This window comes from Frankia tisae (assembly GCF_025403405.1).
In the GTDB taxonomy this organism is placed as follows: domain Bacteria; phylum Actinomycetota; class Actinomycetes; order Frankiales; family Frankiaceae; genus Frankia; species Frankia tisai.
This window is the reverse complement of record NZ_JANEZT010000226.1, coordinates 1-11,108: the sequence shown is the minus strand read 5'-3', so window position 1 is coordinate 11,108 and position 11,108 is coordinate 1. Positions and strand designations below refer to the sequence as shown.

General features: G+C 70.7%; 13 protein-coding genes and 2 pseudogenes. 9 read left to right on the top strand and 6 right to left on the bottom strand.

Going from position 1 to position 11,108, the window contains the following annotated elements:
- The 6 genes from NBZ85_RS20145 to NBZ85_RS20120 form a co-directional block, all read left to right on the top strand.
- Nucleotides 1-938, top strand: a 938-nt coding sequence (locus tag NBZ85_RS20145) for a type II secretion system F family protein (protein ID WP_261562402.1), incomplete at its 5' end; no start/stop codon positions are given.
- A gap of 166 nt (nucleotides 939-1,104) precedes the next feature.
- Nucleotides 1,105-1,356 carry a hypothetical protein gene (locus tag NBZ85_RS20140; RefSeq protein ID WP_261557167.1) on the top strand — a complete coding sequence of 84 codons (252 nt, stop codon included), beginning with the start codon at nucleotides 1,105-1,107 and terminating at the stop codon, nucleotides 1,354-1,356.
- Between the two features lie 85 nt (nucleotides 1,357-1,441).
- Entirely contained in the window at nucleotides 1,442-1,822 is a 381-nt protein-coding gene (locus tag NBZ85_RS20135; protein WP_261557173.1) for a TadE/TadG family type IV pilus assembly protein, read from the top strand.
- Nucleotides 1,819-2,385, top strand: coding sequence for a hypothetical protein (locus NBZ85_RS20130; RefSeq protein ID WP_308205001.1), 567 nt, complete (start codon nucleotides 1,819-1,821; stop codon nucleotides 2,383-2,385). Before NBZ85_RS20135 ends, NBZ85_RS20130 begins: the two co-directional genes overlap by 4 nt.
- Before the next feature lie 398 nt (nucleotides 2,386-2,783).
- Nucleotides 2,784-3,140, top strand: a complete 357-nt coding sequence (locus NBZ85_RS20125) for a hypothetical protein (protein WP_261557165.1) — start codon at nucleotides 2,784-2,786, stop codon at nucleotides 3,138-3,140.
- A gap of 88 nt (nucleotides 3,141-3,228) precedes the next feature.
- Nucleotides 3,229-3,453, top strand: a complete 225-nt coding sequence (locus NBZ85_RS20120; protein WP_261562401.1) for a tautomerase family protein — start codon at nucleotides 3,229-3,231, stop codon at nucleotides 3,451-3,453.
- 93 nt (nucleotides 3,454-3,546) lie between these two features.
- Here the strand turns inward: NBZ85_RS20120 and NBZ85_RS20115 are convergent, their stop codons facing one another.
- Nucleotides 3,547-5,223: a phosphotransferase gene (locus tag NBZ85_RS20115; protein ID WP_261562400.1), complete on the bottom strand. Its 1,677-nt coding sequence runs from the start codon at nucleotides 5,221-5,223 to the stop codon at nucleotides 3,547-3,549.
- 53 nt (nucleotides 5,224-5,276) lie between these two features.
- Nucleotides 5,277-5,540 (bottom strand): hypothetical protein, encoded by a 264-nt coding sequence (locus tag NBZ85_RS20110; RefSeq protein WP_261562399.1) that lies wholly within the window; start codon nucleotides 5,538-5,540, stop codon nucleotides 5,277-5,279.
- A 538-nt stretch (nucleotides 5,541-6,078) separates the two neighbouring features.
- On the opposite strand from NBZ85_RS20110, the gene NBZ85_RS20105 reads away from it, so the two are divergent.
- Together NBZ85_RS20105 and NBZ85_RS20100 are read left to right on the top strand one after the other, a co-directional pair.
- Nucleotides 6,079-7,314: an RCC1 domain-containing protein gene (locus NBZ85_RS20105; protein WP_261557158.1), complete on the top strand. Its 1,236-nt coding sequence runs from the start codon at nucleotides 6,079-6,081 to the stop codon at nucleotides 7,312-7,314.
- A 478-nt stretch (nucleotides 7,315-7,792) separates the two neighbouring features.
- Nucleotides 7,793-8,053 (top strand): hypothetical protein, encoded by a 261-nt coding sequence (locus tag NBZ85_RS20100; RefSeq protein WP_261557156.1) that lies wholly within the window; start codon nucleotides 7,793-7,795, stop codon nucleotides 8,051-8,053.
- A 21-nt stretch (nucleotides 8,054-8,074) separates the two neighbouring features.
- Here the strand turns inward: NBZ85_RS20100 and NBZ85_RS20095 are convergent, their stop codons facing one another.
- Nucleotides 8,075-8,278: a hypothetical protein gene (locus NBZ85_RS20095; protein ID WP_261557154.1), complete on the bottom strand. Its 204-nt coding sequence runs from the start codon at nucleotides 8,276-8,278 to the stop codon at nucleotides 8,075-8,077.
- A 173-nt stretch (nucleotides 8,279-8,451) separates the two neighbouring features.
- On the opposite strand from NBZ85_RS20095, the gene NBZ85_RS20090 reads away from it, so the two are divergent.
- Nucleotides 8,452-9,417, top strand: coding sequence for a terpene synthase family protein (locus NBZ85_RS20090; RefSeq protein WP_261557152.1), 966 nt, complete (start codon nucleotides 8,452-8,454; stop codon nucleotides 9,415-9,417).
- 9 nt (nucleotides 9,418-9,426) lie between these two features.
- Here the strand turns inward: NBZ85_RS20090 and NBZ85_RS20085 are convergent, their stop codons facing one another.
- From NBZ85_RS20085 to NBZ85_RS33255, 3 genes and pseudogenes are all read right to left on the bottom strand, one after another.
- Nucleotides 9,427-10,197 carry an NHL repeat-containing protein gene (locus tag NBZ85_RS20085; protein ID WP_261562403.1) on the bottom strand — a complete coding sequence of 257 codons (771 nt, stop codon included), beginning with the start codon at nucleotides 10,195-10,197 and terminating at the stop codon, nucleotides 9,427-9,429.
- Between the two features lie 24 nt (nucleotides 10,198-10,221).
- A pseudogene (locus tag NBZ85_RS20080) lies at nucleotides 10,222-10,702 on the bottom strand (serine/threonine-protein kinase); the annotation flags it as partial.
- Between the two features lie 40 nt (nucleotides 10,703-10,742).
- Nucleotides 10,743-11,108, bottom strand: a pseudogene (locus NBZ85_RS33255) (nSTAND1 domain-containing NTPase); the annotation flags it as partial.

Sequence of the window (11,108 nt, the reverse complement as noted above, 5' to 3'; positions counted from 1 at the left end):
CCGCTGGGGCGCTGCTCGGCCTGTTCGCCGGGCTTGGCCTGGTCATTGTTGTCTACCGGTCGCCGCGGGCGCGGCGCATCCAGCTCGCCGACCGGCTCGACCCCTACCTGCGCGACACGCCCACGCCGTCCCGCCTGCTCGCGGACCGGCCGCGCGCGTCGGCCCGCCCGGGGTTCGTCGCGGTCGAGGCGCTCCTGCGGCCGTTGCTGTCGGATGTGGCCGGCCGGCTCGACCGTTTCCTCGGCGGCCGGGCGGCACTGCAGCGCCGGCTGACCCAGGCGGGCGGGCGGACCAGCATCGAGGAGTTCCGGGCCCAGCAGGTGATCTGCGCGGTCAGCGGCGCGCTGATCGGCGCGTTCCTGCTGGCGTTGCGCGCGCTGCTCGGCATCGGCCCGCCGGCTCTGGTCGACGTCGCCCTCGTCGTCGCCGGCGCCGCCGGTGGGGTGGTCGGCCGCGAGTACTGGCTGACCAGGTCGATCAACGAGCGCGAGGACCGGATGCTGCTGGAGTTCCCCACGGTCGCCGAGCTGCTGGCGCTGGCGGTCACCGCGGGGGAGTCCGCGATCGGCGCGCTGGAGCGGGTCAGCCGACTCACCCACGGCGAGCTGGGCCGCGAGCTGCGCCTGGCCCTCGCCGACGCCCGCGCCGGCGCCACCCTCGTGCAGGCCCTGGAGGGCATCGCCGCCCGCACGGCGCTCGTGCCACTGGCCCGGTTCGTCGACGGTATGGCCGTCGCGATCGAACGCGGCACCCCGCTGGCCGACATCCTGCGAGCCCAGGCGATGGACGTCCGCGAGGCCGGTAAGCGGCAGCTGCTGGAGGCCGGCGGCCGCAAGGAGATCGCCATGATGATCCCGGTCGTCTTCCTCGTCCTGCCGACGACGGTGATCTTCGCCTTCTACCCCGCCCTGGTGAGCTTCACCGTGATCGCCCAGTGATCGCGGCGGCCCCCGGGGGCGGGGCGCGGCCTGATCCGACACAGGCCCAACCGACTTGGCACAACGCGGTGCCCGACGCGGATGCGCAGGGTGCGCGCCACGGACGACGTGGGCGCACGGTTCCTGGCCGGGCGCATGGCTCAGGCCGGACGGTGATGGAGGGGACATGGGACGACGTATCGGGCAGACCCTGAAGACGAGGTGGCTGGCCTGGCGGTCGGCGACCGACACGATCGGCGCCGGCGGTGACAGCGGTGACGGCCGTGACCGGGGGGACGTCCCCGGCTGGGTAATGATCACGGTGATGACGGCGGCCCTCGTCGTCGCCATCGCCACGCTGGCGACGCCGGCGTTGCAGAACCTGTTCACCTCGGCGATCAACTCGGTGTCGGGCGTCGGCGGCGGTGGCGGCGGCTGACCTTCCGGCCGCGCCGGCCATGGCGGCGCGGGACGGCAAAGAGCCGGTCGGGCCCGACTGCGAGGCCCCGCCGGGCGAGGACGGCATGGCGGGCGACGAGGGGTCGGCGGTCGTCGAGTTCATCCTGGTGGGGACGTTGCTGCTGTTCCTGTTCCTCGGGATCCTGCAGGTCGGCCTGATCCTGCACATCCGCAACACGCTCGCGGCGGACGCGGCGGAGGGTGCCCGGCATGCGGCCAACCTCGGAGTCCCGGCCGCGGACGGCGGTCCGTACGCCCAGGCGCTGATCGCCCGGACGATCCCCGGCCGCGCCGACACCGTCTGCACCGGCACCGACGTCGACGGCCCCGGCGGCACCCCGCTGGTCCAGGTGACCTGCAAGGTCGCCGTCCCGCTCGTCCTCGTCCCCCTCGGCGACGGCGTGACGATCACCGTCACCGGCCACGCCGTCAAGGAGCAGCCGTGACGCCTCGGTGGCTGCGTACCATCCGCGCGATCTGGACGCGGGTGGTGTGGGGAGAGGGACGGGCGCCCCGCGACGGCCGGAGCCGGGCGCGCCGCGACGGGAGAGGGGCGGACGACGGCTCGGCGATGATTGAGTTCGTCGGGCTGTCCGTCGTGTTGCTCGTCCCGTTCGTGTACCTGTTCCTGTGCGTGTTCTCGGTGCAGAAATCGGCGTTCGGCGTGACCGAGGCGGCCCGCGAGGCCGGCCGCGCGTTCGCCACCGCCGACAGCGAGACCCAGGGCATCGACCGGGCCCGCCTCGCCGCCGCCCTCTCCCTGCAGGACCAGGGCGTCTCCGGCGAGCCGCAGCTCCACTTCGCCCCGGCGGGTGCGAACTGCGGCGCCGGCAATCCCGGCGACGGGGCCCAGACCCTGGAACCGGGCGCGTCGTTCGTCGTCTGTGTCCGCACGGTCGTCACCCTGCCGGGCACCGGCGCCTTGTTCGCCGGCATCACCGACGTCACCGTGAACGGCCAGTTCACCGTGGTCATCGACGCCTACCGGGCTGATCGGTCAGGTGTCTGATCAGAGGTTTTGCTGGTCTGCTGAGCCGAGGTACCGGGGCATAGCTCCTGGAACGGGGGTAACCGGCGCTGGCTCGGCCTCGTCGGATTGACGGCCCGCGAATACTTCGCCGAGATGCGCCGGGCGTGGCGCCGTGAACCTGCGTCGCCCGGTTCTCGGTGAGAGAAGGAGTTCCCCGCTGGCGGGACGTGCTCGGCGACAACACCCGATATATGCATGGGGGCTGAACCGCACGTGCGTCAACGTCACTCTTAGAAGGTGGAAAACACCCGAACGGTAGCTGAGCTATCTCGGTGCGTGGCGCCACCGTGGCCAGCGCCTACCAGAGCAGGAGACGTCAATGGCGGATTGTTCTGACGGCCCTTCCCGCATCCGACTGAGGCGAACAGGCCCTCCGGGTGGCGCGAGGCGACGGATCCACCAGGGGGACCCCAACGCCCCCGGCAGCCTTCCCGCCAGCCGCCCTCGCGAAGCCGGACCAGGCCACCGTCGGCGAGATCACGACGGCGTTCACCGAGGCGTTCGACGCGGACAACAACATCGACGACGGGTTGGCCTACGTCCAGAACGGCGAGCAGTACCGCGACATCACCCGGCGTTATCCAGGTGTCGTCGGCAACCTCAAGGTACGGCTCGAGAACATCACGCTGATCTCCAGCGACCAGGCCAGGGCGACCATCATCATCACCCACACCGACCCCAGGCTCGGTGCGCGATGGGGGTACGAGATCAGGCGGGAGGCGGAAGACGCCTGACTTTCGTCGGCATGCCTGGGTACACCCTGGTCAGCCCGGTTGCCGGACGGCGGCTGGGGGCAGGAGCGCAGTGTTGGAGGTAACGGGCATGCCGTTCGTCAACGTGAAAGTGATCGAGGGCGTATTCACTCCGCAGCAGAAGCAGGAGATGATCACCAAGTTGACCGAGGTCATGGTCGGTATCGAGGGTGAGGCGACGCGATCGGTGACCCATGTCGTCGTCGAGGAGGTCCGCAGCGGGGACTGGGGCATCGGAGGGCGGTGCATGACCACCGAGGACGTGCAGAAACTCCAGGCCAGCGGGAGCGCCTGAGAAGCCGCCGATCACTCGCCGAGGAAATCCGGATATCTGGTCGGGAACGGCACCTGATGGGCGGTGTGACTCGCCGCTGACCGTGACGCCCCCCTATCCGCGCCGGTCGATCCATTGCTGGATGTGGGCGGCGGCGAGTTTTCCGACGAGTTTGTCGATGAAGGAGTTTCGGCCGTCGGGGGTGAGGTTTCCGTCCGCGATGATCTTGGTGTGGCGAACGGTGTCGACGATGGCGGATTTCACCCGCTCGTGGGCGAGATAGGTGTCGAGGTCCGGTTGCCATCCTTCGGCGGCCGCGCCACCCACGACCGTGCTCCAGCCGGTGACGACGGCGGCGGATTCGTCGGGCTGGTAGCTCATCTTGTGCAGGTGAACGGCGAGGTCGTAGACGGGATCGCCCCAGAGGGCGAGTTCCCAGCCGAGGAAGTAGCCGCGCCCGCCGGACACGATGATGTTCTTGCGGTGGATGTCGGTGTGCAGGAGGCGGAAGGGTCGGGGGCGCAGAGTCACCCATCGCTGTTCGATGGCGGTGAGGGCGTCGGCGGGGATGCCGAACCGGGCGTACAGGTCGCCGAACTCGGGCAGGAAGCGGACGTGCACGCCGGCGGTGACGGCGGACAGCCGGCGGGCGAAGTCGGCGGGCGAAGTCGGCGGTCCGGCCGTCGTCGGGCCAGCCAGCGGAAAGGCTCGGGAGGTCGTCCCGCGGGACGAGGCCAAGTTGGCCGAACAGTTCGCTGACATCGTCGAGGACGTGGCCGGGCACGCGGGTGCCGCGGGGCGCGATGGTGTCGAGGAGCTCGCCGCGGAGGAACTCGATGATCTGGTAGCGGGGTTGCGGACGATCACATCCCCGGTCGGAGTGTCCATCCGGATGTTGTGGTTGTAGAAGCCGGAGGCGGCGTCGGGGCGGCCGATCGCCTGCCGGTACAGCTCCTCGGGGTGCCAGGCCTGCCCGTCGAGGAGGTCGGTGGCGAAGTCGCGGAGGCGGGCGTCGAGCTCGGCGAGGGTGCCGAACGGCCGGAGGCCCGCGCGGGCCCGCTGGGCGGCGGCGGTGACCTGGTCGTCGTCGATGCCGAGGAGCGCCAGGGCGTGCGCCGCGCTGACGATGATGGTCGGGTAGACGTCGGCCGCTTCCAGTTCGTGGACCGTCCAGCGCAGGGCGGTGACCGCCGCGTCGAGCCGGCCGCAGCGCAGTTGCCCGACGGCAAGGGCGGTGTAGGCCTTGCCGAGTTCGTGATGGGCGCCGATCTCCCGTTGGATCTCGATCGCCTGGCCGGCCTCGATGATCGCCTCGGCGGCGAGGGTCTCGCAGCCGCGGAACCTGCCCTGCGCCATGTGGAGGTCGGCGGCCCACAGACCTGCGGTCCGCCGCGGCGATCCGGCGGCCCGGTCCCACACATGGGTGAAGATGTCGAGTGCCGCCCTGGTCTCACCGGCGATGCGTCGCCCGTTTCCGGCGGCGACGGCGAGCCGCCTCCCGACGACCGTGTCGACGGCGAGGGTGGTGACGGGCCCGGGGGTGAGAGCGGTGACGGCGGCGGCGTCGCCGAGGCGGACCGCGGCTTCCGCATCGAGGCAGCGCAACGCCTCGGGAAGGTCCCTGCCGGCGGGCTGATCGGGCAGTTGGGTGCGCAGATCGTCGGTGATGCCGCGGGCGGCGCCGTGCCCGCCGCGGAGTACGGCGCGGTCCGCGTGGTCGAGGATGGCGGTGCCGCCGGCGTGGCGACCCTGCAACGCGTGGTAGGCGGCCTCGCGCAGGGCGGACGCCATGAGCTGGTGGAATCGGAGCGCGGTGTTCGCCGGATAGACGAAGGAATAGGCCGTCAGGGATTCGCAGGCAATGCGATGGTCGGGGAGATGAAAGGTGTTGGCCAGGAGCTGGAAGATACCGTGCCGAAGACCGGCAGCCCGGCCACCGTGTCGACGATGTCGGTCAGGATCGAACTGTCGACGACGAACTCATTGAAGACGCGCGGTCCTTCGCCGATGCGCGTCAGTTCCTCGGTGAAAGCCGCCAGTACCGGCTCGCGGTCCACGAAACGGCGCTGCAAAGCCGCCACCCGGCGAAAACGTGGCGCTGGCGCCATGCAAACCTCCGACCATCACAGACCGCAATGCCACCGAGGACGATGCAATCGTAGCCGTAGTCGGCATGCCGGTTGATTCCCGCGCCCCGACCGGTCCTGATGGCCGGGGCTCGCGGCTCTGCGGGCCAGTGAAGGCGCGGGGCAGGCCTACCTGGACGATCTGCCTGGGGTGGATTGAGCCTTTGTCGATCGGCTACGCATCGTTTCCTGGGGGCGTCCAGGTTGCTGCGGATCATTTGGACGGTCGGGTTGTCGCGTGCCGCCGGCTCCTCCGGGGCCGGTCGGGTCCGGCGTGCGGCCGAGGACGGCTGCACGGACACCGCCCGGCCGAACAGCCCGGGGCGCTCGCAGCCGGCGAGCACCCTCGGTCACTGATGACGGATCGTGAGACTGATGTAGGTAGAGGGTATATCGAGGAATCCAATCAACACGCAGCGCAGCGAATATATCGCTCAGATAGCCACATAAAGATCCCCGTTAACTACTCTTCGTGGTCAGAGGGTATCGATGACGACACCCGCGGTTCTGAGGAGCGGACATGTTTCGTCGACGAAGGCTGGGGCTGGGGATGGTGGCGCTGGCCGCTGCCGGCATCGTGGCCCTGCCGACAGCGGCCACAGCGGCCCCAGCGGCCCCGGCATGGGGGACGGCCTCCGGGCCGCGCCCCCTCGTGGCGGGGCCCGGCGCGGAATGGTCCTGGGGTTACAACGGCCTCGGGCAGCTGGGCAACGGCACCACCGCGAACAGCGCAGTACCCGTCCGGGTCAGCGGCCTGACCGGCCTGACCCAGGTGGTGGGCATCGCCGCGGGCAGGTACGCCGGATACGCGGTGCGCCGGGACGGCACCGCCTGGTCCTGGGGCTACAACGCCTACGGGCAGCTGGGCAACGGCACCACCGCGAACAGCACGGTACCCGTCCGGGTCAGGGGCCTGACCCGGGTCGTCGCCCTCGCCGGCGGCAGCGCCAACGGGTACGCGCTGCGCGGGGACGGCACCGTCTGGGCCTGGGGCTACAACAACTACGGGCAGCTGGGCAACGGCACGACCACCAACAGCCGGGTACCCGTCCGGGTCGTCGGCCTGACCCGAGTCATCGCCATCGCCAGCGGGGGCACGACAGCGTACGCGCTGCGCCAGGACGGCACCGTCTGGGCCTGGGGTGACAACGACGAAGGGCAGCTGGGCAACGGCACCACCGCCGACAGCCCGCTACCCGTCCGGATCATTGGCCTCAGCGCGGTGAAAGCGATCGCCGGCGGCCAGGAAGCCGGGTACGCGCTGCGCCGGGACGGCACCGTCTGGGCCTGGGGCGCGAACGACGAAGGGCAGCTGGGTAACGGCAGCATCGTGTCCAGCACGGTACCCGTCGTGATCTCCAACCTCACCGGGGTGACCGCCATCGCCGCCAGCAGCGAGGGCGCCAGCGGGTACGCGCTGCGCGGGGACGGCACCGCCTGGGCCTGGGGCCTCAACAACACCGGGCAGCTGGGCAACGGCACCGACGACACCTCTCTGGTGCCCGTCCCGGTCAACGGCACCACCGGCCTCGTCGGGGTCACCGCGATCTCCGCGGGCAGTTTCAGCGGGTATGCGCTGCGCGAGGACGGCACCGCGTGGGCCTGGGGCAGCAACTTCTTCGGGCAGCTGGGCAAGGGCCTCACGACTCCCCCCTACAGCCTGCTTCCCGTCCAGGTAAGCGGCATTGCCGGGGCGCAAGCCGTCGCCGGCGGTGGCTTCAGCGGGTACACGCTCGTCAACACCTGGGACAGGTAACCGGGCCCGACAGCCAGGTCACGGACATGACCACCCTGGCTCTGCTCGTGGGAACGGACCGCGGATGTTAGCCACCGCTTCCCACGGCGACGCCACAGACCCGCTCGACGCCGGGCGGGGAACCTGGCCTCGCCGATCCCCGCGGCCCCGGTCTGGCATCCTCGCGCCGGCCGGGGCCGCGGGCTGTCGGCCGCGGTGGGGATGTCAGCGGCCGTCGCGGGGCGCATCAGCACAGGCATGAGGATGCGGGCGCGCTCGGCGCCGTACCGTACAGCGGAGCACTGTCGCAACTCCAGGGGCGGAAGATGTCCCTGAGCTTCTATGTCGGTGAGAGCTTCGGGCCGAGCGGACGCGGTGGACCCGCACCTGATGGACGTGTTCCGCCGGGCGCGCGCCGCAGGGCTGGTCGAGCCGTGACTGCCCGTCGATCCCCAACGCCTGGCGCCGCCGAGACCAAGACCTACCGGGAGGACCCACGATGATCTCCGCCCACGGCTACACCGCCTTCTTCAGGCCCACATCCGAAGGCGGCGACAAGAACATCGTGGGCGGGCTGCCCGCCAGCACGCCTGACGGGCAGAAGCTCGTCTGCCAGGTGCCGGTCGTCGCCTGGGGCAACAACGGCGAGGCCCTGGTTGCCGACATGGAAGACGGTTGTCTACGCAGTGTCCGGGGCGCCGAAGGGTTCATCCGTCTCACCCGGACGGAGACCGGGACGGTCAGCCCGGAAGACGGATGACAGGCGACGTCGCCGGCGGCGTCACCAGGAAGGCCGGCGGCGGGAATCGGCGATGGTGATGTCATAGCGGTCGGTTGTCAGGGGCCCGGTGTCGATGCAGCCGCGATCCCCTGATCCCGCCTGCGGCGGGTGTTGATGTGACGAGATCCACATCAAGAGCAGGATCGGATTTCGGTCGGCGTTGCCAGCCAGAGTTGCTCGATAAGTTCGGCCGAATTCCTCCACCGGACAATCCTGTTGCGCCATAATGGCAGACAGACGGTTCTTGGCCGGACTGCCCCACTTCCGCGCGGGCTGGTTCCCGGTGTACTTCAGCTCGCCCTATCTCACTGCCGTCTTCGCCATGTAGGCACGTCAGCCGGGCGGATTCCGCCCCCTCCCTGCACCGAGGCCACCTCATGACCGAGCTCTGTCACACCGGCATGCCCAGACCAGACTTCGGTATCCGCGTCTCTGAACGGATGCATCCCGCGGCCGACCGCATCGGCGAACACGTCCTGGCCTGGGCCGTCGAGTTCGGGCTGGTCGCCGACGCCGCCGCGCGTGCCCGGTTGGACGCCGCCGGATTCCACCTGGCGGCCGCCCGGATCCTGCCCGATGCGGAGCAGGCCGACGTCGAGGTCTTCGCCGAGTGGGCGGTGTGGCTGTTCCACCTCGACGACGAGCAGGACGAAGGGCCCATGGGCCGCAGTCCGGAGATCGTGCGCGAAACCTATGCCGCGATCACCGCCATCACCGAAGGGCAGCCCGCGCCCGCCGCCGCCCCTGCGTCGGTGGCCGCGCTTGCCGATCTGTGGTTCCGCACCGCCCGGGGAATGTCCGCGCAGTGGCGGCGTCGCATCCGCCGGCACATCCACGATCACCGCGATGCCTTCCTTGCGCAGATCACCCACCGGCAGAACGGCACGGTGGCGAGCCCGGAGGAATACCCGGCACTGCGTCGGGACGACAATGCCATGTTCATGTACGACCTGGTGGAAGTCGCCTACCAGACGGAGATTCCCCCGGACCTCGCCGCGACGAATAGCTGGACCGAGCTGTGTGCGGCTTCAAGTGACATCATCGCCTGGACCAACGACGTGGTTTCCCTGCCGCGGGAAGCAGCCCTCGGGGAGACCACCAACTACATCATCGTTCTCCAGCGCGCCACCGGCTGCGACGAGCGCACCGCGCTCGAACAGGTACAGGTGCACATCACCCGGCGGTTGCGCGACCTCGACGGCGCAGAACGCGCCTTCCTCACCGAGATGCGGAGCGTGGCGACGACGGTGGACCCGGACCGACTACACCTGATCGTCCGCACCGTCTGCGACCTGCCGGGCGCCCACCTGGCCTGGATGTTCACCTCCGGCCGCCACCGGTAGCGATCCGCGTCAGTCCCGCCGAGGTCGGCTGCTCTCCCCGGGGTTCGGGCGCGGGAAGGGGACCTGGCGGCCGAGCTCGGTCATCGCCCGGGAATGATCGTGATGCAATGCCGGCCTGGTTGCGCTATGTACACGGTCCCGTCCGGCCCGACGGCGACCTGGCGCGGGTCGGCCACGACTACCGGTCCGGACCGGCTGGCAAGTACGCGTCGGGAGCCGTCGTCCCGCCGGACCGCCTGCGGGGGTGCCGGCGCCGGCGACGATCCGGGCCGCACCGTCCGGGTCGAGCCACCAGACCCGATGGTTACCGGTGTCGGTGATGAACAGGGATCCGTCCGGACCGACGGCGATGCCGGCCGGACTGTCCAGTTCGGCGTCGAACGCGGGGCCGCCATCGCCGCCGCGGCCAGCCTTTCCGGTGCCGGCGACCACGCTCGTGCCCTGGTCCGGGTCGTTGCCTGGCGCGCCGGGCTCTGTGGGCCCGTCCGTCTCGGCCGGTGGAGTCGGCTCCTCCGGCCCGGCCGACTCCACCGGCTTGGCTGCCTGGCCGGCGGGCCCGAGCGCTTCGGGGAAATACGCCTGCTGGGCCGGAGGTTCGGCGGCAGACCGTCGGCCACCGCGGCCCGCCGCGGCGCGGATCTCGTCGGGGAAGTGGAGGGGGACGGTGCAGCCGTCCAACCAGCCTGGACCCAACCCGTGGGTCGTGGCGGAGACGAGGTCGTCGACGAAGGCCGCGGCCGTGGGTTGCCGGCGCGCCGGATCGAGGTCGAGGGCTCGCATCACGACTGCCGCGATCTCGGGCGGCGCGCAGGCGCCTCGCAACGGCGGCGCTGGTTCGTACAGGCGCCGGCGGGTGAGGTAGGTGGCGACGCCCTGGCCGGCGTACGGCGTCCGGCCTGACAGCAGCTCGTACAGGACGATGCCCAGGGAGTACGGATCGGTCGCGGGCCGCAGTGCCGTGCCGGTGGACTGCTCCGGAGCCATGTAGGCGGGGGTGCCGATCACGGTGTTCGCGGGGTTGCCGGTGAAGGCCACGATCTTGGCGATGCCGAAGTCGGAGACCTTCGGGGTTCCATCCCCGGCGAACAGGACGTTCTCCGGCTTGATGTCGCAGCGTCCCCCCGCCGCAGTACTCCATTATGATCATGGACAGGCCGTCGCGTTCGACGTGATCGTGCACTCGGACGATGTGGGGATGGGCGAGGCGTTCCAGCAGGCGCGCCTCGGCGGCGAAGGTGTCCTGGGCCGTGCTTGCGCCGTCCGCGCCCGGGGGCCCGGTCGACATCCATCCACTCCCGCAGCCGCGGCCACGAGCGCAGCAGGGCCTCATGGGCGATCTGCAGGCTGTCCCCGCCGCCTTCGGTGTCTGCTTCGACGAGCCTGGCCGCGACCAGCGCATCGAGCACGGCTGCGGCCTCACGCGCGGGCACCGTGGCGAGCAGGTCCGCCCGTCGCACCCGCCGCCTGCTGTCCTGCTCGCCCTCGCGCAGGCGGACCATCCGCATCAACAGCGGCCGGGCGGCCTGCTGTGTAGCGGCATCCAACCCCACCAGGACCAGTGGACCGCCTTCGGCCAGCCGTGTCCGCACCTGGACGACCAGGTCGGTGACCATCCGCTCCCGGCCGAAGAACCACCGCTCGCTGGCGGCGTCGAACCCGGCGAGGCCCGGATAGGGACAGCCGGGTTCGAC